Source organism: Bacillus sp. SRB_331 (assembly GCF_003264175.1).
In the GTDB taxonomy this organism is placed as follows: Bacteria; Bacillota; Bacilli; order Bacillales; family Bacillaceae_G; genus Bacillus_A; species Bacillus_A mycoides.
In genome coordinates, this window is the sequence record NZ_NADV01000001.1 from 24,064 (window position 1) to 49,163 (window position 25,100).

At 36.0% G+C, this 25,100-nt stretch carries 30 protein-coding genes and 1 riboswitch; of the genes, 15 read left to right on the top strand and 15 right to left on the bottom strand.

Going from position 1 to position 25,100, the window contains the following annotated elements:
- Positions 1–21 precede the first annotated feature (21 nt).
- From B5P42_RS00200 to B5P42_RS00215, 4 genes are all read right to left on the bottom strand, one after another.
- Complete coding sequence (locus tag B5P42_RS00200) at positions 22–1,017, bottom strand: ABC transporter permease (protein WP_001054978.1); 996 nt, start codon at positions 1,015–1,017, stop codon at positions 22–24.
- Positions 1,001–2,488 (bottom strand): sugar ABC transporter ATP-binding protein, encoded by a 1,488-nt coding sequence (locus B5P42_RS00205; protein ID WP_107887915.1) that lies wholly within the window; start codon positions 2,486–2,488, stop codon positions 1,001–1,003. Before B5P42_RS00205 ends, B5P42_RS00200 begins: the two co-directional genes overlap by 17 nt.
- Entirely contained in the window at positions 2,485–3,597 is a 1,113-nt protein-coding gene (locus tag B5P42_RS00210; RefSeq protein WP_113733349.1) for a sugar ABC transporter substrate-binding protein, read from the bottom strand. The genes B5P42_RS00205 and B5P42_RS00210 overlap by 4 nt, the downstream gene beginning before the upstream one ends.
- 87 nt (positions 3,598–3,684) lie before the next feature.
- Positions 3,685–3,790: riboswitch (SAM riboswitch) on the bottom strand.
- A gap of 92 nt (positions 3,791–3,882) precedes the next feature.
- Positions 3,883–5,184 carry an NCS2 family permease gene (locus tag B5P42_RS00215; RefSeq protein ID WP_002029878.1) on the bottom strand — a complete coding sequence of 434 codons (1,302 nt, stop codon included), beginning with the start codon at positions 5,182–5,184 and terminating at the stop codon, positions 3,883–3,885.
- Positions 5,185–5,408: 224 nt separating this feature from the next.
- Between B5P42_RS00215 and B5P42_RS00220 the strand changes: the two genes are divergently transcribed.
- The 3 genes from B5P42_RS00220 (at position 5,409) to B5P42_RS00230 (ending at position 7,673) form a co-directional block, all read left to right on the top strand.
- Positions 5,409–6,275, top strand: coding sequence for an SDR family oxidoreductase (locus B5P42_RS00220; protein ID WP_113733458.1), 867 nt, complete (start codon positions 5,409–5,411; stop codon positions 6,273–6,275).
- 221 nt (positions 6,276–6,496) lie between these two features.
- On the top strand, positions 6,497–7,258 hold the full coding sequence (locus tag B5P42_RS00225) for a L,D-transpeptidase (protein ID WP_002029880.1): 762 nt from the start codon (positions 6,497–6,499) through the stop codon (positions 7,256–7,258).
- A 163-nt stretch (positions 7,259–7,421) separates the two neighbouring features.
- A complete protein-coding gene (locus tag B5P42_RS00230) occupies positions 7,422–7,673 on the top strand; it encodes a hypothetical protein (protein WP_002029881.1) in 252 nt (83 codons plus the stop codon).
- A gap of 31 nt (positions 7,674–7,704) precedes the next feature.
- Here B5P42_RS00230 and B5P42_RS00235 read toward each other — a convergent pair whose 3' ends face one another.
- The 9 genes from B5P42_RS00235 to B5P42_RS00275 form a co-directional block, all read right to left on the bottom strand.
- Positions 7,705–7,920 (bottom strand): DUF1540 domain-containing protein, encoded by a 216-nt coding sequence (locus B5P42_RS00235; RefSeq protein ID WP_002029883.1) that lies wholly within the window; start codon positions 7,918–7,920, stop codon positions 7,705–7,707.
- Positions 7,921–7,992: 72 nt separating this feature from the next.
- Complete coding sequence (locus tag B5P42_RS00240) at positions 7,993–8,445, bottom strand: thioredoxin family protein (protein ID WP_002201704.1); 453 nt, start codon at positions 8,443–8,445, stop codon at positions 7,993–7,995.
- 12 nt (positions 8,446–8,457) lie between these two features.
- Positions 8,458–8,877, bottom strand: a complete 420-nt coding sequence (locus B5P42_RS00245) for a disulfide formation protein C (protein ID WP_002140448.1) — start codon at positions 8,875–8,877, stop codon at positions 8,458–8,460.
- A 164-nt stretch (positions 8,878–9,041) separates the two neighbouring features.
- Positions 9,042–9,290: a YhdB family protein gene (locus tag B5P42_RS00250; RefSeq protein WP_001195459.1), complete on the bottom strand. Its 249-nt coding sequence runs from the start codon at positions 9,288–9,290 to the stop codon at positions 9,042–9,044.
- A 121-nt stretch (positions 9,291–9,411) separates the two neighbouring features.
- On the bottom strand, positions 9,412–9,921 hold the full coding sequence (locus B5P42_RS00255) for a PCYCGC motif-containing (lipo)protein (RefSeq protein ID WP_113733350.1): 510 nt from the start codon (positions 9,919–9,921) through the stop codon (positions 9,412–9,414).
- A gap of 45 nt (positions 9,922–9,966) precedes the next feature.
- Entirely contained in the window at positions 9,967–11,076 is a 1,110-nt protein-coding gene (locus B5P42_RS00260; RefSeq protein ID WP_088033970.1) for a GerAB/ArcD/ProY family transporter, read from the bottom strand.
- Between the two features lie 12 nt (positions 11,077–11,088).
- Positions 11,089–12,171 (bottom strand): spore germination protein GerYC, encoded by a 1,083-nt coding sequence (gene gerYC / locus B5P42_RS00265; protein WP_088033967.1) that lies wholly within the window; start codon positions 12,169–12,171, stop codon positions 11,089–11,091.
- Positions 12,168–13,673, bottom strand: a complete 1,506-nt coding sequence (locus B5P42_RS00270) for a spore germination protein (protein WP_088033964.1) — start codon at positions 13,671–13,673, stop codon at positions 12,168–12,170. Before B5P42_RS00270 ends, gerYC begins: the two co-directional genes overlap by 4 nt.
- A gap of 234 nt (positions 13,674–13,907) precedes the next feature.
- Positions 13,908–14,504: a hypothetical protein gene (locus B5P42_RS00275; RefSeq protein WP_113733351.1), complete on the bottom strand. Its 597-nt coding sequence runs from the start codon at positions 14,502–14,504 to the stop codon at positions 13,908–13,910.
- Positions 14,505–14,735: 231 nt separating this feature from the next.
- On the opposite strand from B5P42_RS00275, the gene B5P42_RS00280 reads away from it, so the two are divergent.
- The 3 genes from B5P42_RS00280 (at position 14,736) to B5P42_RS00290 (ending at position 18,198) form a co-directional block, all read left to right on the top strand.
- Positions 14,736–15,296, top strand: a complete 561-nt coding sequence (locus B5P42_RS00280) for a nitroreductase family protein (RefSeq protein WP_044444615.1) — start codon at positions 14,736–14,738, stop codon at positions 15,294–15,296.
- Between the two features lie 117 nt (positions 15,297–15,413).
- A complete protein-coding gene (gene spoVR / locus B5P42_RS00285; protein ID WP_044444616.1) occupies positions 15,414–16,829 on the top strand; it encodes a stage V sporulation protein SpoVR in 1,416 nt (471 codons plus the stop codon).
- 106 nt (positions 16,830–16,935) lie between these two features.
- Positions 16,936–18,198 (top strand): neutral/alkaline non-lysosomal ceramidase N-terminal domain-containing protein, encoded by a 1,263-nt coding sequence (locus tag B5P42_RS00290; RefSeq protein WP_113733352.1) that lies wholly within the window; start codon positions 16,936–16,938, stop codon positions 18,196–18,198.
- A gap of 128 nt (positions 18,199–18,326) precedes the next feature.
- On the opposite strand, the gene B5P42_RS00295 is transcribed toward B5P42_RS00290, so the two are convergent.
- A complete protein-coding gene (locus B5P42_RS00295) occupies positions 18,327–18,800 on the bottom strand; it encodes a MarR family winged helix-turn-helix transcriptional regulator (protein WP_012260356.1) in 474 nt (157 codons plus the stop codon).
- A 152-nt stretch (positions 18,801–18,952) separates the two neighbouring features.
- On the opposite strand from B5P42_RS00295, the gene B5P42_RS00300 reads away from it, so the two are divergent.
- From B5P42_RS00300 to B5P42_RS00340, 9 genes are all read left to right on the top strand, one after another.
- Positions 18,953–19,537: a DUF3238 domain-containing protein gene (locus B5P42_RS00300; protein ID WP_088035170.1), complete on the top strand. Its 585-nt coding sequence runs from the start codon at positions 18,953–18,955 to the stop codon at positions 19,535–19,537.
- A gap of 136 nt (positions 19,538–19,673) precedes the next feature.
- Positions 19,674–20,258, top strand: coding sequence for a DUF3238 domain-containing protein (locus B5P42_RS00305; protein ID WP_113733353.1), 585 nt, complete (start codon positions 19,674–19,676; stop codon positions 20,256–20,258).
- 240 nt (positions 20,259–20,498) lie between these two features.
- The gene (locus tag B5P42_RS00310; RefSeq protein WP_000456201.1) at positions 20,499–20,762 is read left to right on the top strand and encodes a metal-sensitive transcriptional regulator; all 264 of its coding nucleotides are present in this window, start codon (positions 20,499–20,501) and stop codon (positions 20,760–20,762) included.
- 88 nt (positions 20,763–20,850) lie between these two features.
- Entirely contained in the window at positions 20,851–21,411 is a 561-nt protein-coding gene (locus B5P42_RS00315) for a sulfurtransferase TusA family protein (RefSeq protein ID WP_113733354.1), read from the top strand.
- Between the two features lie 38 nt (positions 21,412–21,449).
- Complete coding sequence (locus B5P42_RS00320) at positions 21,450–22,586, top strand: MBL fold metallo-hydrolase (protein WP_088035176.1); 1,137 nt, start codon at positions 21,450–21,452, stop codon at positions 22,584–22,586.
- 21 nt (positions 22,587–22,607) lie between these two features.
- On the top strand, positions 22,608–22,838 hold the full coding sequence (locus tag B5P42_RS00325; protein ID WP_002125390.1) for a sulfurtransferase TusA family protein: 231 nt from the start codon (positions 22,608–22,610) through the stop codon (positions 22,836–22,838).
- 11 nt (positions 22,839–22,849) lie between these two features.
- Positions 22,850–23,209 carry a rhodanese-like domain-containing protein gene (locus B5P42_RS00330; protein WP_088035178.1) on the top strand — a complete coding sequence of 120 codons (360 nt, stop codon included), beginning with the start codon at positions 22,850–22,852 and terminating at the stop codon, positions 23,207–23,209.
- Positions 23,210–23,297: 88 nt separating this feature from the next.
- Positions 23,298–23,777, top strand: a complete 480-nt coding sequence (locus B5P42_RS00335) for a DsrE/DsrF/DrsH-like family protein (RefSeq protein ID WP_002029908.1) — start codon at positions 23,298–23,300, stop codon at positions 23,775–23,777.
- Positions 23,778–23,810: 33 nt separating this feature from the next.
- Positions 23,811–24,584 (top strand): sulfite exporter TauE/SafE family protein, encoded by a 774-nt coding sequence (locus tag B5P42_RS00340; protein WP_113733355.1) that lies wholly within the window; start codon positions 23,811–23,813, stop codon positions 24,582–24,584.
- A gap of 33 nt (positions 24,585–24,617) precedes the next feature.
- On the opposite strand, the gene B5P42_RS00345 is transcribed toward B5P42_RS00340, so the two are convergent.
- Entirely contained in the window at positions 24,618–25,058 is a 441-nt protein-coding gene (locus B5P42_RS00345; RefSeq protein WP_002029912.1) for a hypothetical protein, read from the bottom strand.
- Positions 25,059–25,100 lie beyond the last annotated feature (42 nt).

Sequence of the window (25,100 nt, forward strand, 5' to 3'; positions counted from 1 at the left end):
GGAATTCGATGCGCTACTTTTTTATTTACGCTTCTTTTTAATAAATGAAAAGGCTAAAGCTGCAATTAAAATACTGCCTTTAATGATATCTTGCGCATAATAAGGAACGTTCATCATTGTAAGGCCGTTTAATATGATTCCAATTAATACGGAACCAAGAAATGTTCCGATGACATTTGGTTTCTTAGCACCGAACATTGCATAACCGATATAGGCAGCTGCAACTGCATCCATTAATAATGGGGCGCCAGCTGAAACTTGTCCTGTTCCAACGCGGCTACATAGAATAATACCGCCAATAGAGGCAAGTAAACCGCTAATCATATAAGCATATACACGGTAACGATCAGTAGGAATACCAGCTAGTCTAGCAGCTTCTCGATTCCCACCTGTCATATAAAAGAAACGACCGTACGTTGTTTTTTCTAAAAATACATATGCAATTAAAACGACGATAAGCATGATAATGACAGGGACTGGAATTCCTAACACAGAACCTTGACCGATAAATAAAAAGGATGGAATAAAATGTCCTTTGGCACCAGACATTCCTTCATAAATAGAAGATCCTTTTGAAAATGTTAAGTGTAGTCCATTCACGATATACATGATACTTAATGTAGCTAGTAAATCTGGTAGTTTAATTCGGATAACGAGTAGTGCATTTAATAATCCAACTAATAGCCCACAAAGAATAGGAACAAGGAGTGTGACTAATAGTTCTTGTCGATACAAAACGAGACAGGAAGCAGCGGCAATGGTTGCTAAACTAGCGGTAGAGCCGACTGATAAATCAAATCCATCTACAATTAATGTAAAGGTAACACCAATTGCAAGTAACGTTACGATAGAAATGGAACGTAAAATATCACTAATATTGTTGTATGTTAAAAAAGAATCGTTGACGATAGAGAAGAAAATTGTAACACCTATAATGATAGCAATCGTACTAAATTGATAAAAAAGATGAGTAGGTAAATATAGTTTCTTAGTTTTTGTTTTATGAACGAGATTCAATGGAATAACTCCCTTCAGATAAATGTAAAAGCTGTTCAGGAGATAGTTCGTCTGGTAAGTATTCACCTACAAATTCTCCGTTTGCGAGTATAAGAATGCGATCAGCGATATGTAGTGCTTCATCTTGTTCTCCTGTGAAGTAAATTACGGAACTTCCGTTTTCAGTAATGTTACGAATGAATTGAAAAATGTCTTGTTTTGCAGCTATGTCTACACCTTTAGTTGGCTCGTCCAAAAGAAATAGATTCGGTTTGAATCCATGCCACTTTGCAATGGAGACTTTTTGCTGGTTTCCACCGCTAAGTGAATGAATAAATGCTTTTGGGTCATTGGGTGAAATGCTGAAAGAAGAAATTGCTGTAGTAGCATTATTTACTTCGGTTTGCTTTCGTCTCCAACCTGATTGGTGTAAATTAGTGTGGCTTATAATATCTTCCGAAAGAAATACGCCTTGTTTTCTTCTTTCCTCTGGTACAAGTGCGATCTTTGCTTTAATCGCATCTCGCGGTGTTTTAATTGTTATTGTTTGACCATCTATTTCTGCGTGATAAGTATGACGAGTACCAAATAACGTTTCAGCAAGTGTTGTTTTGCCACTGCCAATTAATCCGTATATCACAACAGTTTCACCTTTCCGTACGGTGAGAGAAAGGGGAGAATGGTCTTTGTGTAATGGAAGTTCTTGTACTTTAAATAATTCTTCGTTCCCTCGTTTTGGCGCTGTATTAATAGGAAGTGTAAGTTGTTTTCCAGTCATCGCTTCCACAATTTGTTGATCTGTAACCTTTGTAATCGCTTCAGAAAGTGCAACTTTACCGTTATGTAATACGGTTACATCATCCGCGAAATTTCGAATCTCTGATAAACGATGAGAAATTAAGATGATGCCAATTCCTTTCAATGTTAAATCTTTTAATAGTTGCCCGAAGGTTTCAACTTCTTTCGGTCCAAGAGAAGAAGTAGGCTCATCTAATAAAAGATAATTTGTATTGTTGGATAAAGCTCTTGCGATAAGAAGTAATTGTTTTTCATGTAATGAGCAGTTTGAAACATCTTCCGAAACATTTAAATCAGCCTGTACAGTTTGCAAATGTTGTTTAGCGAGTGAGACTAATTTTGACTTTGAAAATAGTACTTTATTTTGCATTGCTAAATGATCGATTAGTACATTTTCTAATACAGATAATCCAGGAATAAGTCCGTGATCCACTTCTTGTGTTACGAAAGAAATACCATGCTTTTTTGCATCGCGTGGTGAAGTAAAGGAAATAGACTGATTATCAATTTTTATATTCCCAGCAACTGGTTGAATTTCACCAGTTGCTATTTTTAGTAAAGTACTTTTTCCTGCACCATTCATTCCTAGTAAAGCGTGAACTTTTCCTTTTTGTATGTTAATAGAAACATTTTCTAGTACAGGGGTAGAGATGTGATAAGAATGTGTAATGTTTTGAAGAGAGAATGTCATCATTTTTTCTCCTTCTCTAATTTTTTCATCCAAGGTGAATATGCATCTTTCGAGTCTCCCCAACCGTTTATATGTTTTGATAATTGATCCATCGTTATATTTTCTTGTGGCAAACTATTTTTTTTTACTAAATAAGGTTCTAGTGAATAAATATCTGGCGTTTGTTCACCAGCGATTTTCTTGTATAAGAAACGCACTTGAACTTTACCGACTTCAGCTGGATCGGTTGCAGCCGTAGCAGTCCAAGGTGAATTTTCTTTTTGCATGAGTTGTAAATCTTCATTACTTAAGTCAATGCTGTATACTTTTATATCTGTACGACCAGCTTGTTCGAGTGCTTTGACGGCCCCCTTAGCAAACTCATCCCACGAAGCGAAAATAGCTTGTAAATCACCTTTTTTCGGATATTTTTTTAGTAAAGCCTCTACTTGTGTTTGCGTATCAAGTGGTGTGTTATTACTAGCGGTACCAAAGCGTGCAACTTCTTTTATATTTGGATAACGTTTATAAAAAGCATCAATGATAATATTGCGACGTTCCATTGGGGCAAATCCGCCAACCCATACGACGGCGATATTCCCTTGTCCATTCAAATCTTCCGCTAACGTTTTTAATGATTTCCATGCAAGACTATAGTCATCTTGATCAATAATCGTTACGCCTGGTAAGCGTAGGTCGTTATCAAATGCAACTACAGGAATATTCGCTTGTAATGCTTTTTCTACTCCGGGTTTTAGTGCTTCAGAGCGACCGTGATCAATTAAAATACCATCAACTTTTGAATTAATAGCAGTATCTAGATTTGCTGCCATTTTTGCTAAATCATTATCAGAATTGTAGACTTGCACACTGCCGCCGAATAGCTCGACTTGTTTTTTGACACCCTCAATATATTGAGAGGAAAAAGTTCCGATGGACATTTGCATAATTAATGCGATTTTTAATGGCTTTTTTACTTGGCTTGGAATTTCTGTTTGTAAATGATTTGCTGCTGTAGTAGTTTCTTTCTTCACCGTTTGTTGCTTTTGTGAAGAGATAGCATCTTGTTCATTTGTGCAAGCTGTTAATGCGAGTAAGAGAATAATGAGTACGGTGGAACATAATTTTTTCATAAAAAAATCCCTCCTAAATTAAGAAAAGAGAGGAGGGAGTGAAAATAAAAACGTCTTTTCATATAGAAAAGACGTCTTATCATATTACTCTTATCTTTCAACACAATGTGTTGTAAGAATTAGCACCGTGCCCATAAATGGGTCGGTTGCCGGGCTTCGTAGGGCTCATCCCTCCACCTGCTCTTGATAAGACATCGAATATTTAACTATTTCGAATTATTCCATAAGTGTATGCTGTTGTCAAATGTTTTTTTGTAAATAAAAAATCCCTCTTTACGAGGGATTTTAATGTGGTAAGAAAACTAATTGATAAGCGAACAAGATCCCGAATAAATACACAAGTGGGTGAACAGCACGGAATTGTCCTTTTGCCACTTTCATAAGTGGGTATGAAATAAATCCAAGTGCAATACCTGTTGAGATACTTGATGTAAGTGGCATGCTTAAGATTACTAAAAATGCTGGGAATGCTTCATCGAATGTATCCCAATCGATGTGGCGAACTGAGCCCATCATAAGACTACCAACGATAATTAGTGATGGTGCTGTAATAGCTGAAACGCCAGAAACAGCGCTCACTAACGGTCCGAAGAATGCTGCTAATGCAAATAGAACAGCTACTGTAACAGTTGTTAAACCAGTACGACCACCAGCTGCAACACCAGCAGATGATTCAATGTAAGCTGTTGATGGTGTTGTTCCGAACATAGCTCCAATTGTTGCTGAGAATGAGTCAGATAGAAGAGCTCGTCCTGCTTTTGGAAGCTTTCCATCTTTCATAAATCCACCTTGTTGTGCTACACCAAGTAATGTTCCAGTTGTATCAAATAGTGTAACAAGGAAGAATGAGAACACAACGCCGTATAATCCGTAGTTAATTACATCAGATACAGCAGTAATTGGATTTGAAACGATAATTCCTTCTGGTAATCCAGGCATTGATGTAACGCCGCTTGAGAATGTTAATTGACCTGTGAAGTAAGCAATAATACCAGTTAATAACATTCCGATAAATAGTGCCCCGTTTATATTTAAAGACATAAGGATAATTGTAATTCCAAGGCCAGCTAATGCTAGTAGAACTGGAGCAGAGTGAAGATCGCCAAGCCCAACTAAGTTTGCATCATTTTTTGTAACAATTCCCGTTAAGCGCAAACCGATAAAAGCAATAAAAAGACCGATACCAGCAGTAAGTGCATGTTTTAAGTTTTCAGGAATTACTTCCATTAATTTTGTACGGAATGATGTGAATGATAACAAAATTAAAATCATACCTGCTACGAATACAGCAGAGAATGCAATCGCGAAAGTCATGCCTTCATGAGCTTTTACAACAGAATAAGAGAAGTAAGCATTTAATCCCATACCCGGTGCAATTGCGATTGGTAAGTTTGTAAAGATTGCCATAAATAATGTTCCGACAACAGCAGCGATAATTGTAGCTGTAAATGCTTGTTCAAACGGAACGCCTGCATCCCCAAGGATGACAGGGTTTACGACAATGATATATGCCATTGTTAAAAAGGTAATAATACCTGCCATGATTTCAGTTTTAATAGAAGTTTTATGTTTTGAAAGGTTAAACATATAAACATCCTTTCTTTTTACGAATAATTTCCACAACAGTTATATATAATATTCGTTTTTTATCTATTTTGCAATAGTTTTGCATAAAAACTTTAGAACAACTCATATTTTATGTCTTAAATTCGAATGTTAACCGTAAAATTGCGTGTAAATTGCGGTTTTTTAATGTGTAAGTAGTTTTTATTATTGTGCACATTATAAGGGGAAAGGAGTTGAAGGAAGTTATGCCACAGCAAAAAAACTTTTTAACGATGCCAGCGCAGCATCAAAATAAACAGCCTGGTATTGAATCGTTAATGAATCCTCTTCCAAAGTTTGAAGATCCTAATTATAAAGGAAGCGAAAAGTTAAAAGGAAAGAATGTATTAATTACAGGGGGAGATAGTGGGATTGGGAGAGCTGTGTCCATCGCTTTTGCAAAAGAGGGAGCAAATATTGCGATTGCTTATTTAGATGAGGACGAAGATGCGAATGAGACGAAACAACTTGTTGAGAAAGAAGGCGTGAATTGTGTATTGCTGCCGGGGGATTTAAGTAATGAGCAACATTGTAAAGATATTGTGGAAGAGACCGCCCGGCAGCTGGGGAGTTTAAATGTTCTTGTGAATAACGTCGCACAGCAATATCCACAGCAAGGGCTAGAGTATATTACAGCGGAACAGTTAGAAAAAACGTTCCGTATTAATATTTTTTCTTATTTTCATGTTACAAAAGCAGCCCTCTCTCATTTAAAGCAAGGGGATGTAATTATAAACACGGCATCTATCGTTGCGTATGAAGGAAATGAAAAGTTGATTGATTATTCTGCAACGAAAGGAGCGATTGTCGCTTTTACAAGATCGCTATCTCAGTCGTTAGTACAAAAGGGAATTCGTGTAAATGGTGTTGCACCAGGCCCAATTTGGACACCGCTTATTCCATCCAGTTTTGATGAGAAAAAAGTATCACAGTTTGGGAGTAATGTTCCTATGCAAAGGCCTGGTCAGCCGTATGAATTAGCGCCTGCATATGTATATTTAGCGTCTAGTGATTCGGCATATGTAACGGGACAGATGATGCATGTAAATGGTGGAGTAATTGTGAATGGATAGTTTTCATTTATAAGAGCAAAGTAAAGTTAATTGTATTTATCCCGCTATTTGCGGGCAGTAAGACTCCTACCTAACAATTCGGTGAATACAAGGAAGTTAGGTGGGAGATAAATGTCCGTAAATGCTCGATTGGTGAAGGCTAATCCTCAGTGGGGATGGACAAAATCCCCCAACGAGTAAAGTTTTACTTTATTATGATGTTAGTGCTAGGGAGGATTTAGATGAAGAAAGTATGGTTTATCGTAATCCTATTTTTCTGCCTGCCAGCTAGCGTTTTTGCTAATACAGATCATTTAATATTAGTTAACCTTACGACGAATCAGCTGTCTTTTTTTGAAGATGGAAACTATACTAAGACATTTCCGATAACGACAGGAAAAGACAGGACCCCGACGCCTGAGGGTAATTTTTGTATTATAACTAAATATAAAAATAAAGAATACCATCGTAAAAAAATAGCTGGGGGTGCTCCGAATAACCCTCTCGGTACGAGGTGGTTAGGTCTAGATAAAAAGGAATATGCAATTCATGGAACAAATCGGGAATGGACGATTGGAAGCAGGGAGTCGAATGGTTGTATTCGCATGCACGATCGGGACATACAATGGTTATACGACCGGGTACAATTACAGACGAAAGTAATTATTTCTCGTTTTCATACGAGTCCCGAATATGAAGCGTATAAGCTTGGTTATCGGGTTGTGAGTTGGAATGGTCGTAAAGTAGAAGAAGAACAAATTGGAATGCTTACGTTAGTAGATCGTGTAAATATATATTGGCAAGAACCAAATGGACAATTGACGAAAGTAAAAACGGTATTGCCAAATGAAAAATATACAGTGTATTCAAAACGAAAAGATGGAACCTATTATATAGGAAACAATTTGTATATTGTAGATGTAACGGGAGAAAAAATTCGTTATGAGCAATTACCTTATTCGATTTTAAGTAACATATATAAAAGGAAATATAATGTTCCATAATAGCTACCGTGTATAGGCGGTAGCTTATTTGTGATGAAGTTTAGTTGGTTTTAATGATTTCATACCAATCGCGCGCCTGTAAATAGTGAGATAAAAAAATTGAAACAGCAACTATTATGTTTTGCTGAATATAATACAGTACAGACTGGGGGGCGGTCACATTATGAAAAGTGAATTTGCATTTAAAATTTTCTTAATCACGACTTGTTTATTTATCGTGTATTTATATGCGTTACTCGTCTTCTCCTTTTATGTTCCATATATTGATTTAATATTGTTCGTTGGATTTATTTGGGCATTTGTTAAAGCGAGGGAAGGGGAGAAGAGTGTATATCGGCGCATTACTTTATGCGGGACGGTCCTTCTCGTTATTTTGTACTTTTTTATGATGCATGATGTTTGGAGAGGAATGTAAAAAAGCATACGACAATCGTATGCTTTTACGTTTAATATTTCGGTTTAAATGTATGACAACACGTTTCTACACTCGTTGTTACAGAACTTTCAAGCGTCTCGTTTGTTAAAGTAGCGTTTGTATATGAACTGTTTTCAATTTGACCTGCTTCTTGTGCATCAGGTTGAACAACGATTGCACTTGCTTGACAAAGGTTACCTTGTCCCCAAAATGAGCAATTGGAAACAGAGCATTTCACTTCTGGCATAAAACCCCCTCCTCATACATTAGTGTGGGATTTTACGCCCATTTCATGTATAGAAGGAGTTTCCTTTTCTTATTATTTTTTCGTTTGCTCAAGCCACTCTTTTAATTTGTCTTCCGGTTGTTCTCCGCTAATACGGCTCACTTCTTTACCATCTTTAAAATGAATGATTGTTGGAGTTCCTTTAATTTTATATTCATCCCAAGGAGCATCTAATTTTTCAATATCCATAACTTTCATATCAACATTCAAGTCTTTAGCCATTGGTACTACGATAGGAGATAATTTTTGGCAATGAACGCAAGATGTTTGATAAAAGTATACTGTTTCTTCTTTTTTCTCTTTTAAATTCTTTTGGAGATCTGAAAGAGAAATTTTGTTTGTGTAGTAGTCAGGACCATCTGATTGACTAGTAGCATTATCAATTTTTTGGCTTGTTGAAGCATTTTTTTCTTCCATTTGTGTTACAGCGAAAATTGCTGCAAACAAGGCGATAATAATACCACCAAATATAAGCATTTTTTTCATTCTTTCATCTCCTTATTTGTTTTTAATTACAATAAAGCTGCAAATAGCGATTGTGATAAAGCCAATAAGAGCTAAAAACGGGATTGTTACAAAGCCGAACCAGTTTATGTATTCTCCCGTACAAGGTACGCGGCCGCAAGCTGCTCCAGCAGCTGAAAATGCTGCGATTTTTTGAATTGCATAGTGATATAAAGAAATACAAGCACCAATACTTGCGATTGGTAAAGAATAACTTGCAATGCGATAGTCTTTCTTTACTACAGCGATACCGAGCCATAAAACAAATGGATACATAAAAATACGTTGATACCAACAAAGGACACAAGGCTCAAATTTCATAATTTCGGAAAAGTATAGACTTCCTAATGTAGCAATAAACGAAGCTCCCCATGCAGTAAGTAAAGCATATTCTTGCTTTTTTTCTCGTCCCATATTTTATACCTCACTTATAATAGTTACATACTAAATTATAGTATGAAGTAGTAGGGAAAAGAAAGAAAAAATATGTTTATCAATAAAAGTTTTATGAGGGGAAACATTTATTGATATGAACATTTTAAAAAGCGCCATTCTCATAAAGAGAATAGCGCTATATTTTACATTTGAATTTGCTCTACTTCTTCTACATGTGACTTTTGGGATGCGTGGTCAATATATTGAAATAGGAGCTGCAATTGTTTATCAACTTCTGGTAGTTCTTTACTGTATTGATAAGCGTGTAAAAAATGCTCAATACGCTTAGAAAATAATTGATCGTTCGTTTGAACCATGAGAACGAGTAATTTATCCCAATTACAGCAATACGTGTAATAGAGAGCTTTATCATAGTCGTTATATGTTTGCACTGTGTACCCTCCTTACCGAGGAGTTATATATAGTGTGTGACAAGTAAGGAGAAATACACTTGAAAGAATTTGTTAAGAAAAAAGGTGAATGAAAAGAGAAAAACGAGGGATTTCCTCGTTTTTATGCTTTTGGCATTGGCGTAGGTGTTGGCTTGCCATACCCTTCTTTGTATTTATTGTCGATATAGTTACGAATTTCGAGCGTTGATTTTCCTTTTTGTTTCATGGAAGCCGATTCAACCGCGATTTCTAAGCAATTTACACAAGTTATTGCATGGGAATCCCAAACAACTTCACCATTCTTTTTGATTTCACGAATAAAGCAATTTTTATTATTTTTATGCCCTACACTTTCACCACACCCGCAGTAACAAGGAATCCAATCTAATAATTCAGCATTTTGTCCAGCGACAGTATAGATGTCTTTCATTTGTGGATCAAGCTTGTCTAGGAAGGCCGGAAGTGTGTCGACCCCTTTTGTCTTTTCTTGAATGTCAGCTTGCTGAGTATGTGATGCGTGGTCATGTTCTTCTTTTGATTCAGAAGATTTTTTTTCATCTGTACCAGTACTCCCGCATCCAGTAAGAATTAAGCTCAGTACTACAAGTAAAGAAAATATATACCTTTTCATTCGCTTGTCCCCTTTACAAATGTATTAATCAAATTGTATCAAATATCATGGGGTGTCGGGAGAAGATTTTTTCGACTTATTTTTGAAGCGCCATCGTAGTGAATGGAATAGAAATAAAACTGGAATATAAGCGTATACAATATATAAGCCAGCTTGAGATAGTACCGTATTTAATGTATTGATACTTTCCCGGTTTGTGAAAAACAAGGATGAAATAAATATAGCTGCGATAAAAAATGGCAGTGTAATTTTAAATGGTATGTGAAAAGATTTCTTACTAATGCAACAAGAAGACCAAATCGTTAAACAAAGGTTAGGTAAAATAATAAGAAACCATAAGAAAATAATAATGTACTCAAACCTTTGGATAAAGGGAATCTTAATAATTTTTAGCATCGTTAATGTTGGCCAAATTGTATGATGTAGTTGTCCTTGGCTATAGTACATAAGGGAAACAAGCGCTAATATTACGTATAGAATGGTTGTAAAAGCAATACCGCTATGTGCCCATTTATTTAACGATTTTCCTTCTTTTATAAATGGATAAAAAATAAGGATTGCTTCAAATCCAAGAAATTCTAATGCAGATGCTTTAGTTGCAGTTAGAATGTCTAAAGGTGAATGAGTGAGAATTGGGAAAATGTTACGGACATGTGCGTATTTCATCGGGAAAACTAAGAAAAATAGTACGAAAATCGGTATTATGACGCCCCAAAAACAGATTCCTGTTACAGAGCGGAATCCACCTTTTATTACGTAATATGTTACGAGTAAAAATAATAACGTTAATTTCCACGGTTTAATTGTAGGAAAGACCCAAACTTGAATGACTTCAATATATGTACGAAGAACAGTAAGGCAAAATAATAGAAGATATGCAGCAAAGCACACGGAAAAAAATGTTCCAATCCACTTTCCAAAACATGTCGTATGAATATTCATTAAATCATTATCTTTTTCTAACATTTTAAGCATGCAAAAGAGCACGATATGAGTTGCAATACCAGCGACAATAAGGGAAATCCAAGAATCATAACCGGCATATTGCGCAATAACTCTTTGGTATCCTAACACACCTACTCCGATTTGAAGGGAGTGTAATAGAAGAAATGCGAAATAAGGGGAAACAGTATTTGTTTTATTTTGTTCAGCCATTATAGCACCTCACTATTCTCCGATACCAGATTGCACGACATTGATTTGCACATGAACAGCAACCTCTACGCTAGGATACATTTCTTGAATTTGTTTTATACTCCATTTTCTTGAGTGGCTACGAATTTCTTCACGTATCCCGATTGGATCGATTTCTTTTTCTTGAAATTGTTTTATTAATTCATTTAAATGTTTTTCAAGTGTGTTCTCCACATGTTTTTTTACATAAGTTATGTTTTTATTTTTTGATAAATCAAGCCAGTCGGGAGCGTTTTTTATGAGTCCATTTAATTTTAAGTGGATGTTAACTTTCGGAATGTCACCGTTTTGGGAAAGGGAACAAAAACTTTTTCCAGATAAGTTTTGAGTTGCGATTAATCCTTTATGTTTACCTTGACGTATCGGAACTTCGTAACGTCCATTGTTAGTTGGATTAATGAGTAATTTAAATAAAAAAGATCCTGTTTTATCTGTATACATAGCTACTTTATCCTTTTTTAAAAAAGCGAGTCCTTTAATGGAAGCAGACTTGTCTTCTGCAACTTGAATGTAAGGAAGAAATGGATCGGAACCTGATGAATAAAAGTTATATAAGAAAATATTTAAAGCTGTCCGAGGGATTGTCTCGGTTTCTATATTTTGCTCCAGTAAATCAGACAGATATAGCGATCCATTTGTTTTGACATGTTTAAGTAGTTTTTCTGTTGAACCATCTACAAGTGCTAGCTGCACATCTCGGCCAATGTTAGGATCACGTTGCAAGTTGTTAATAACATCCCCAATTCCACGTTCGCCAAATGATTTTCCAAATAGGACAACACGCATTTGACCTACAGCGATAGTATGTGGCGATTTGGCGTTTAGGAGTGAAGAGATTGTTTCAATGGTACCAGCGGTAGTTGACTGAGTTTCTGGTTTGGATTGCACTCCTTTTGTGTAATCCGGATATAAAATCGTCCCACGGAATTTTTTATCTTTCGTTATATCGAATCCACCCACATGAATAATTCGCTGCGTATCAACTATATTCGTTTGTGTACAGCCGGATTGGAAAATTAAAATGATAATGGAAAAGCATAGTAAAATATTTTTCATTTTTTCTCACCATCGCGTTTTTCTTTCGCTTTGTTTGGATCATAGCGCCATTTCTTTTTTGGTCTCAGAAAAGAGGCGCGCCCTGCAGTTTGACTAAATGGTAAGCGCAGGAGACCTTCTGCTGTCCCTAAACCGCGAAATGGATATAAAGGTAATAAATAAGGTGATCCAAGTGATTTTAAGCGAATTAAATGAGCTAATATGAATACGAATCCTACAATGAGACCTAAGCCCCCAAATGCACCAGCTAAAAGAATAAGTGGAAATCGTAGTATCCGGATAGTAGAAGACATTTTTACAGTTGGTGTTGTAAAAGAAGCGAGTGCTGATAAGGCAACCGCAATTAATAAAATGGTACTCGTTAAAGCAGCCTGAACAGATGCTTGGCCAATTACAATCCCGCCAACGATGCCGATTGTTTGTCCAACTTTTGTAGGTAATCGTGCTCCAGCTTCACGGAGCAATTCGATTGTGATTTCTAAAAAAAGTGCTTCTAAAATGGGCGGAAAGGGTACATTAGCTCTTGAAAAAATAATCGGACCTAGTAAATCCGCAGGAATCATTTGATAGTGATACGTTAATACAGCTGTATAAATAGCTGATGAAAATAGAGAGAATGCTGCTCCGAAAAAGCGAACCATTCGAAGAAATGAGCCTGCTATCCATGGTAAATAATAATCTTCTGGAGATACGAAGAAATCGAGTAATGTCGCCGGTCCAGCTAATGCGTATGGTGAACCATCTGTTAAAATGACAACACCACCATTAATGAGTGCATAAACAGAACGATCTAAGCGCTCTGTAGGTAGTAAAACAGGGAAGGGAGAGTTACTATTATCGCTAATAAATTGTTCGATCATAGTCGCATCGAAAGGAACATCAAAGTCAATGCCTTGTAGGCGCTGCATTGCAGTATTGACGTGCTGATCATTTGTAATGCCTTCGATGTAAGCAACTACGACCTTTGTTTTTGATATAGAACCAACTATAACTTCTTTGAAAACTAATTGTTCTGTTACGATATTTCGCCGAAGTAAGTGTATATTTGTATCGATATTCTCAACGAAGCCGACTTTTGGACCGATGACACTATATTCATTCTCTGTATCGTTATATAACCGTGTACCTAAAACCGAACTTTCAGCACGAATAAGTGCATATTCTGCTGAGTGAGAATCATTTTTTAGCTGAATAAGTACATACCCACTTAATAATTTTTCACGAATATCATCAATAGAAGGGTTGGTGATGATGTCCTCGAGTGTTACGATATTTGCTATATCACTTATATTTTCAATGTGATCTAATTCTCTTTTAATAGGTGTTAAAATGAATCGATTAATGAGGAGTGATTCAGCTGTAGATTTATAATAAAACAAACACAATGTTCCATCGTCTACTACGTTATAAGACACGAAATCACTGGATTCTTTCATAGTGTGGATAAACTCCGGAATAGAACAGAGTGCTTTTTTCTTCTTTTTAGATGATACACGGAACATTTCCTCACCCCTTACACACATCATTTACTTGTGTTAGTTTTTGGGAAAGACGGGAATTTATACTTGAAAATTGAAAGTTCATAAAGTGAAGGCTAATAATCTGGATTTTACGGGCAGCACGACTCCCACCTAACTTCTTTGCTCCAGCCGAATTTTGAGGTAGGAGTTTTACTACCCACAAATAGCGGGATAAAGAAAAGGAAGAGTATTGAATATCTCTTCCTTTTTGACAGGCTAATTTGTTTTCTTTTCTTTAATAGGCTTCACTAATTTAATCATTTCTGCCCGTATATCTTCTTTTTTAACATTTAATTTTTCCGCAATTTGTTTAATATCCATCCCATCTTTTTTCATTTTTAGTACATCGTCAAGAGGGGTATTACTTTTTTGAGAGATGATTGTTAACACGGTAAGTTGGCGTAAGCCGATGTTATATTCTTTCATTTTTTGTTTCAGTCCATCTGGTGTGGACTTTTGCATATTTGCTAATTTTTGCAGTAGTGCTTTTTTCGTTTCTTTATTCATATGATGCTTTTTCAATTTACTTGGGTCTACACCGAAATGCTCGGCTGTTTTCTCCCAAGATTTATTTTGCTTATAGTAAGCTAAAACGTCCTTAATTTCTTTTTTACTTATTCTTGCAATGTGGGCAGCTTTCCAAATTTCATGTTTATTATAGCCGAGTTTTTCGAGCGACTGCATTTCTTCTTCTGAAATAGGCTTATGATGGTGCATTGTTACTTCTTTTGGCGTGGCAGCGGAAGCAGGAAAGACAGATATCCCGCACAATAATGCTGCCATAGTCATACTTACTGCGATTTTCTTGTACATATAAACTCCTCCTAGATGGGTAATGTGGAAAACTTACACATATCATTTCCATAAAATGTGAAAAACTTGTGAACACACCAAGTTTTTTTATTCACAACGAGAAATTAATTTTTTAGCTGTTTTCCAACATAAAACATTGATTAATAGTGAAAAACTAGGTTATAATCGAAATTGAAAATCAATATCAATAACGGAATTATACATATAGATAAAAATAAGGGAGAGAAAAATATGACTACATATACTTCCATCGCAAATGTTATTAAAGAAAGACGCTCTGTTCGTACATTTACAAATAAAGCAGTAGAAAAAGAGCTATTAATTGAACTATTAAACGACGCAACATGGGCACCGAATCATAAACACCGTGAACCATGGAATTGTAAATTATACATTGGAGAAGGCCGTCAGAAATTAGTAGACGCAGTATTAAACTCTTTCACAGAAGAAGAAAGAGCGAAACGCGGCAAGATTTTATCTGATCGTTTCTTAAGCACACCTGCACAAATCGTTGTTTACATTAATGAAGATCCGCGTCAAATTCAACGTGATGAAGATTACGCTGCAACATGTGCATTTATGCAAAACTTCCAATTACTTGCTTGGGAACGCGGATTAGGCTGTGTTTGGAAATCAGGTGGATTAAACTACAATCCACTATTTATAGAAGGAATTGGTTTAACACGAGGCCAACGCATCATTGGAATTCTTCATATCGGCTATTTCGATAAAGCACCAGAAGGAAAAGCTCGTACACCGATTACGGAGAAGATGGAGATCATTGAAGGTTAATTAGAAAGAGGCATTCTCGTTTTTTTAGAGGGTGTCTTTTTATTATGCAATCAATCCTCATGAAAGCTTGTTCCTCATCATACACTTTCTTAAGGGAAAGTGTAAGGAGGGAAAATAATGAGAGCAAGTGATGATAAAGCACTACAATATGCGATTGCTGAAATTACGGAAATTGCGACTGGATTTGGTCTTGATTTTTATCCGATGCGCTATGAAGTATGTCCAGCGGAAATTATCTATACATTTGGTGCATATGGGATGCCGACGAGGTTTTCGCATTGGAGTTTTGGAAAGCAATTTTTCAGAATGAAATTACAATATGATTTAGGACTTAGTAAAATTTATGAACTCGTTATTAACTCTGATCCATGTTACGCCTTTTTATTAGATACGAATTCTTTAATTCAAAATAAATTAATCGTGGCGCACGTTTTAGCACATTGTGATTTCTTCAAAAATAATATTCGTTTTTCTAATACGAAACGCGATATGGTGGAGAGTATGGCAGCGACAGCAGATCGTGTGAAGGCGTATGAACATAAGTATGGAAGAGAAGAGGTAGAAACATTTTTAGATGCCGTACTTGCCATTCAAGAACATATTGATCCATCGCTTATGCGTCCGAAACTTGCATGGAGTATTGAAGATTTAGAAGAGGATGTAGAAAAGAAAAAGATATCACAGTACGATGATTTATGGAATTTAGATGATCGAAACAAAAAGAGAGAACGACCTAATATGCATAAAAAGAAGAAAATCCCACCGCAGCCAGAAAAAGATTTACTCCTCTTTATTGAAGAATATAGCCGTGAGCTAGAAGAGTGGCAGCGCGACATATTAACGATGATGCGTGAAGAAATGTTATACTTCTGGCCACAGCTTGAAACGAAGATTATGAATGAAGGTTGGGCTTCCTTCTGGCATCAACGCATACTTCGTGAAATGGATTTAACATCTGGTGAAGCAATTGAATTTGCGAAATTAAATGCAGGTGTCGTACAGCCATCAAAAACAAGTATTAATCCATACTACCTCGGTATTAAAATGTTCGAAGATATTGAAGAGCGCTATAACAACCCGACAGAAGAAATGAAACGACGCGGTGTGAAACCTGGTTCTGGTCGTGACAAAATCTTTGAAGTACGGGAAATTGAATGGGATGTATCGTTCCTAAGAAACTATTTAAATAAAAAACTTGTAATGAGAGAAGATATGTACTTATTCCAGCGCCAAGGAAAAGAATATAAAGTAATTGATAAAGAATGGGAGCATGTACGCGATCAACTCGTAAATATGCGCACAAATGGAGGTTTCCCGTACTTAGTAGTAGAAGATGGAGACTACTTAAAGAATGGGGAATTGTACATTAAACATAGCTATGAAGGAATTGAGTTAGATTTAAAATACTTAGAAAAAGTATTACCGTATCTTCATCAGCTATGGGGAAGAACAGTGCATATGGAATCGATTGTGGAGAGTAAGGGCGTTGTGTTTTCTTATGATGGGAAGATGGTGCATCGGAAGTATGTGTGATGAAAAGAACGGACATAGAATTTCTTGTCCGTTCTTTTTATTTTGAAAATGGTAAATATGCTATTCTTGAAGAGAGGGAGTTACATAGAGAAATGGAGCGATTCAAATGAGCAAAGTAGGGGTGTGCAAGGTGGATATTACGCCGCCTATAGGTATTGATTTTATCGGATATCATAGAGATACAGGGATTAATAATATTGAAGATCACATTTATGGGACAATTTTTGTATTTGAAAAAGATGAAATGAAAACTGTGTTTATAAGTATTGATAATATCGGAATGTTAGTAGAAGATACGACGATGATTCGTGAACGAGTAGCTAGTGAGCTGAATGAGCCGTTGCAGCAAATAACTGTCGTTTATACACATACTCATTCTGGTCCGGAAACAGTCGGTGATCATCCTTTAATAAAGTCGTATAAAACGATTTTACTAAATAATGTAGTGCAGGGTGCTATTACTGCGAATAATAATATGCGGTCATGTGAAGTTGGGTGGGATGTTACGACAGGTGATATTGGAGTAAACCGAAGAGAGAGGACACCTGATGGAAAAGCAAAGATGGGCATAAATATAGAGGGTATTGTAGATAAAAGAATTGGTGTTTTAGCAATGAGAAATGCTGAGTCAAAGGAGTTAGCTGGGGTCATTGTATTTTGTACTGCTCATCCGAATGTTTTAAAAGGGGATAGCGATGTATTATCAGCAGATTATCCTGGAATGACGCGAGAGATTCTGGAGAAAATAGTAAACTGTCCTGTTATTATTGTTCAAGGTGCTGCTGGAAACGTGAATGCGAAGTATCGTGGTTCACAGGAAGCATTAAAACAAATGGCTTACGTACTCAGTGGACATGTGTTAACGATATTACCAACAGTTACATATAGACCAATTGTAAATCTAAGAACTATTTCGACGATGATGCAAATGAAATTAAAGGATATTCCAGAAATTGAAGAGATAAAAAGAATGGCCCAATTAGCTGAGAAGCAGTGGGGTGTGAATACTGAAGAATGGCTTACTATCGTTTTAGAAAAGCATAGGAGAAACATTCAGCAAGTAAGTATTGATTTAGAAATTCAATTGTTTCAAATTAATGATGGGATATTCTCTGGAATACCGATGGAACCTTTTTCAGAAACCGCTTTAGAAATGAAAGAGAGTGTTCAAAATGAACTAGCTTTCTTTGGTGGCTATACGAATGGATATATTGGTTACTTACCGACAAAAGAGGAGTATGCATATGGTGGGTATGAAGTGGAATTAAATCCTGTTGTGTATGGGCCGGTTACAAACTTGTTGATGCCGCCAGAGGAGAATACGGCAGAGCTGATCGTGCAGAGAGTTACGGAATTATATAATGTATAAAATATGGGTATCCCATATATTTAAAATAAAATTTAAAGGAATCAATGATTTTAATAAAGCTGTAAAAAACGAATCCATTTTGAAAAAGAATAATCAAAGTGGATTCGTTTTTTATATGGAGTTTTTGTTTACCAAACAGGTCGTATGCTCGATGATAATTTTCCTGTATTTTCTTTAGTAACGAATGTTGTTAAATCCTCTTTAAGCATTTGCATTCGTTCTGCACCTATGTTTGCAATCCATCGTTGTTCTATTTCAGCTACTATTTCTTCTTTTGCTTTCATTACTGCTAAACCACGCTCGGTTAAAACAATAATTTTACCTCTTTTATCAGTAGGATGCGTTTGGCGCGTGACATAACCACTGTTCTCAAGAGAATCTACCATTTTACTTATGGCTTGTTTTGAAACCCCTAAAGATTCAGCTAGTTCTATACCGGTTGCTCCATTAGGAAGGATGCGTTTGAACATAAAACCATGCGCTGGCCTAATATCTTCAAATCCTAATTCACTTAATTTGTCATGTAGTTCAGTAATTAATGTGCTGAAAGATAGTGATAAAAGTGATGTAAGATCTAGTTCGTTAAGTGTTTGATGAGTCATGTATATAACCTCCTTACTTATAGTCAATTAAATTGACTATAAGTAGAATCTATTGTACTATACAGGATATAGTCAATCGAATTGACTATATAATAGTAATAGAACAAATAATGATTTATATAAATAATATCAATGAATTATGGAGGTTTCACATGGTTAATATCGTTAAAATTAGAGGGAGTGTATTTGCACCGTATGCTTTGCTGAAACCTATTCAGGATCCTGCGACGGGAAGAGTGTTTGAATATGCCGGAGATGCACGTGAATTTACACCATACGCTGTGAACACAAAGCGTTCAAGATTAGAACAAGAAGTGGTTGTTGATTTTTATAAAAGAGAAATTTTCACATATGCAGATGCTTGTATCGTTACTGTGAAAATTACAAATCCAGATGGCTCAATTGAGTATCAAAAAGGAGAAACAAGTACAGAAAACATTGTATGTACAAATATTGTATGGAGTGAAGATGAAGTTTCATTTGAAATGAGAGCAAGTGCAAGTAATCCGTTAAACGCGGCAGCACCTGCAGCTGATTATTTTTTGACTATACGAGTTAATGAAAGTGGTACTGTGCATGTTGAAGGTTTACATGATGGTTTTCCTTGCTATGAATTTTATAAACAAATCGACTTTGGTTCATTTGAATTAATATATACACATGATTTCAGGAAAACGGATGATACCCCAGCAGCACTAGCTGGAGAAATGGAATATAGCTTTAAAACGAAAATCTAGATATAAATATAGCGCTATTTTTTAGAAGGAAGTAGCAAACGTAAAAGAGAAAGCTATTGGTTCTAGGATTGAAATTGTGGTCTATTTTATTCAATAGTATGCAGTATATAAAATTAGAATTACAGGGGTGTTTCTTATGAAGAATATCGTTAAAATTAGAGCCAGTGTATTTATTCCAATGTCTTGGACAGAACCACAGAAGGATGTACAAACCGGAAAAGTAATCCAGTTCGAAGGTGATTCACGTGAATTTACACCACATGCGGTAAATACTATGCGCTCTAGAGTTGAGCAAGAGGTAGTAGTGGACTTTTATAAAGAAGAAGTGTTTTCATATGCAAACACAGGTATTACGACAGAGAAGGTTACAAATCCCGATGGTTCTGTGAATAAAAGAACAGGAAAAGCGAGTACTGAAAATATTGTGTGTACGGATATTTCATGGAATTCTGATGGTGTGCAATTCAAAATGAGTGCAAGCGCTAGTAATCCGTTAAATGTGTATGCCCCTCCTGTGGACTATTTATTAACTGTATGTGTGAACAAGGATGGTAGTATCGATATTCAAGGAGAACATGATGGATTCCCTTGTTTCGAATTTTATAAGCAAGTAGATTTCGGTTCATTTGAACAAATCCATACACATGATTTTAGAGAAACTGGTGATACAGCTGCAGCATTAGGCGGAGAAATGGATTATAGTTTTACAAAGAGGTTATAAGAAGTAGGATAATAAAACGGTTGATTCCTTGATTCGTAAATGAAATGAATTAGTTGGACTACCAAGCAGTGTAGTTGAGAAATGCAAAAGCCAATAAAATCAGTGGCTTTTGCATTTTTACTATACTCTAGGAGATTTCAAAAAAATAAACCACTTACAATATACCCTTAAGGGTATATGATATTATACAAAGTTACAAAGTAATGTATAATATAGTTATAATTACGGAGGTGATCTACAGTGGAATATAATCAAGATATGAAAAATAGATTGAAACGTATTGAAGGTCAAGTTCGTGGTGTGCTTCGCATGATGGAAGAGGGAAAAGATTGCCGAGATGTTATTACACAGTTAACTGCATCCCGTTCTGCACTTGATCGTACAATTGGACTCGTTGTTGGAACAAATTTAGAGCAATGTTTGCGCGAGCAGTTTGAGACAGGTAATGGCTCAAATGAAGAGTTAATTAAAGAAGCTGTTCAATTACTTGTAAAAAGCCGATAATCTGTCAAACGTATGTGTTGACAGATTTTCAAAAACATTTTATTATACCCCTACAGGTATATGTATAATAGTTAGGGAGGAAATGATTATGAGTATAAAAGTTGATATGAATTTAGACTGTAAAGGCTTGGCTTGTCCGATGCCAATTGTGAAGACAAAAAAGGCGATGGAAGGATTGGCATCAGGACAAGTTATTGAAATAGAGGCGACGGATAAAGGATCGACGTTAGATATACAAAGTTGGTCAAATAAAGTAGGGCATCAATATATTGGAACGAAACAAGAGGGAGATATATTAAAGCATTATGTACGAAAAGCCCATGAACATGAAGTAAATGAAGTTGTGAAGTATCCTCATACAATTACGAATGGGGAATTGCAAAATATATTATTAAGTGGTGAAGAGTGCACTGTATTAGATGTTCGTGAAGAAGCGGAATTCGTTTTTGGTCATATTCCATCCGCAATTTCGGTGCCGTTAGGTGAATTAGATAGGGCTATGTTAGACAGTGCGAAACCAATTTATGTCGTTTGCCGAACTGGTAACCGTAGTGATGTAGCTTGCCAAGTGTTGAAAGAGAGAGGTTTTTCAAACGTGAAAAATGTCATTCCAGGTATGTTAGAGTGGCAAGGAAATATAGAAAAATAAAATTTTTTAAATATAAATATACCTCAGGGGGTAATTGAATGAGTGTTAAACCGTTACAAGCAAAAGATGTCGCAGAGAAAGTTTTATTCGGAGAATTGTTTATTTTAGATGTTCGTAATGAAACGGACTATGAAGATTGGAAAATTGAAGGAAAACAAGTTTCTTCTATAAATAAACCGTATTTTGACTTATTAGATGGTGTAGATCATGTCGTAGATGAATTGCCGAGGGAGAAAGAAATTTTAGTCGTATGTGCGAAAGAAGGTTCTTCGCAGTTTGTTGCAGAGCAATTGTTACATGCTGGTTTCAATAATGTTTATTATTTAGCTGGCGGTATGAAAGCTTGGAGTGAGTATGTGAAGCCGGTAAAGGTAGGGGATATACAGGGCGGGGGAAGTATATATCAATTTAATCGTCTTGGAAAAGGATGCTTATCTTATATGGTAGTTTCAAAGGGTGAAGCAGCAGTCATTGATGCGGTGAGAACGATTGAAGTATACGAAGATTTTGCAAAAGAGCACGGAGCTACTATTACTAATGTAATGGATACACATCTACATGCAGATCATATTTCTGGTGGGCGTAAGTTAGCTGAAAAAGTAGGCGGTACGTATTGGTTACCTCCAAAAGATGCGGAGGAAGTCGTTTTTTCTTACGAACCGCTTGTAGAAGGTACTGTTATTACGGTGGGGGGTACCCTAATTCATATTGATGCGCTATACTCACCAGGGCATACGATTGGAAGTACATCATTTATTATTGATGAGACGTATTTATTATCAGGGGACATATTATTTGTAGATTCAATTGGCCGCCCGGATCTTGCTGGAAAGGCTGAAGATTGGGTGAGTGATTTACGAAATACGTTATATAAACTTTATAAGGAACTGTCTCAAGATTTAATTGTTTTACCAGCTCATTATTCAAAAATAAGTGAAATGGATGAGAAAGGTATTGTGCGTGCGAACCTACAAAATCTATTCAAGGAGAATGTAGGATTAAATATTGCCGATGAGGTAGAGTTTCGTAAAACGGTGACAGAGAATTTACCGCCTCAGCCAAATGCATATGAAGAAATTCGTCAAACGAATATGGGTAAGATTTATCCGAGTGTGGAAGAAGAGCGTGAAATGGAGATTGGCCCAAATCGTTGTGCAGTTCATGATTCATTATAAAATAACAAACTGGAGGAATAGATGATGAATGTAAAACAAGTATTAGATGCGAAAGGTTTAGCATGTCCAATGCCGATTGTAAGAACGAAGAGAGCGATGGATGCTTTACAAACTGGAGAAGTGTTAGAAGTACATGTAACGGATAAAGGATCAGTAAAAGATATTCCAGCATGGTCAAAAACAGGCGGTCATGAAATAGTAAAGCATAATATAGAAGACGATGTGCTGAAGTTTTGGATTAAGAAGGCGTAGAGGTTGTTTATATGAATACAATATTAAGTACGCTTTTCATTTTAATTGCTGTATGGTTTGTTATTTCACGTGTTTTACCGGTGAAAGGTGTTCAAAATATAAATGGAAAAGAATTAAAGAGTATAGTGGGAAAACAGGGAAAGCAGTTTATCGATGTTCGTACAGTAGGTGAATATAGAGGAAATCATATGAAGGGATTTCAGAATATCCCGCTAAATGAGTTAGCTAGTAGAGCAAATCAATTAGATAAAAATAAGGAAATAATCGTTATTTGTCAGAGCGGGATGAGAAGTAAGCACGCAGCAAAAGTATTAAAGAAATTAGGATTTCAGCGTATTATAAATGTTTCAGGCGGTATGAACGTTTTGTAAGGAGAAAGTAGTATCAGGTGTAGCTAGATAATTTGAGTCTTTTTACAATTTTTAAAATACCCCTACGGGTAATTAGGAGGAGAACAACATGGAACAACAGAAGAAAACAACAATTGTTTTATTTAGCGGAGATTATGATAAAGCGATGGCTGCTTATATTATTGCAAATGGTGCAGCGGCGTATGATCAAGAGGTAACTATTTTTCATACTTTTTGGGGATTAAATGCTTTAAGGAAAGATGAACATGTGAAGGTAAAGAAAACGTTCATAGAAAAAGTATTTGGAAAAATGATGCCGCGTGGTGCGGATAAGATGGGATTATCAAAAATGAATTTTGCCGGTATGGGACCAAAGATGATTAAAGGTATTATGAAAAAACATAATGCGATGCCTTTACCAGATTTAATTGATTTGGCGAAAGAACAGGGAGTTAAACTTGTAGCTTGTCAAATGACAGTAGATTTATTAGGGTTAAAAGAGGAAGAGATTATGGAAGGGGTAGAGTTTGCAGGAGTAGGTGCATATTTAGCAGATGCTTCGGATGGGAATGTGAATTTATTTATTTAAATCACCTTCTTTTTAGAAGGCAGGGGATACAATATGAGTTTAACAGTACTACTTTTTATTATTGGGTTTATAGGCTCGTTTATTTCAGGAATGGTTGGTATTGGCGGTGCAATTATTAATTATCCGATGATCTTATACATTCCAGTATTGCTAGGATTTGCTGGATATACATCACATGAAGTGAGCGGTATTACAGCGATTCAAGTATTCTTTGCAACTTTTGCAGGCGCGTGGGCGTACAGGAAAAGTAACGATATGGATAAAACTTTAGTTGTGTATATGGGAGCTAGTATATTAATAGGAAGCTTTGTAGGTAGCTTTAGTGCGAATCTATTAAATGAGCATGCTGTAAACGTTGTTTACACATTACTAGCTACTATTGCGGCTATTATGATGTTTATACCGAAGCGAAGCAATCGTAAGGGGACAGAAGGAATTACGTACAATAAGTGGCTCGCTAGTTTGCTAGCGTTTATTGTAGGAAGTGTTTCCGGCATTATTGGGGCTGGTGGTGCATTTCTTTTAGTACCGATTATGCTAGTTGTTTTAAAACTACCGATACGTACAACAATAGCAACATCTATCGCTATTACGTTTATTTCCTCGGTAGGGATTACGACGGGGAAAGTGATTACTGGACAAATAGTTGTTATTCCGGCTCTTATCGTTGCGATAGCAAGTTTATTTGCCGCTCCTCTTGGAGTGAGAGTAGGGAAGAGAGTGAATCAAAAAGTTTTGCAATACGTATTGTCTACTTTAATTGTAGGAACTGCGATAAAGATGTGGGTTGATATGATATCGAAATAAAAAGATGGTGCTCTTGTAGCACCATCTTTTTATTTACGCCCAAATAACTTTCATTAAGTTCTTATATTCATCGTTTGCCAGTTTATATAGCATTCTCGTATGTTCAAAGACAAGTGCGGGATTAAAGTTTGGTTCTGAGAATGCAAGAGATGTTGAAATATCAATTGCATTTTGTTTGTTTAGCGTGAATTTTGCAAATCGATAAGATGTGTTTAATTCATTGATGACATGTAAAATATCATTTGTTGATGTTGAATCAGGTACAAGAGCAACATTGAAGCAGTATATATCCACAGCAGGATGTTCGCTTTGGAAAGCAGCGATAAGTTGAATTTTTGCGCCAGCTTCTGTTTCTAATCCTACTGAAAAATGTACCGAACCATCATTTTCATCTATATTTTCTTCCATGTATATATCGTTTGATTTTAAGTACTCTTTAAAATCTGAAATGTTATGTTTTACTGCAGCTTTCATATGCGTGGGCCCCCTGATAATTGGAATAGATTACTATTATTT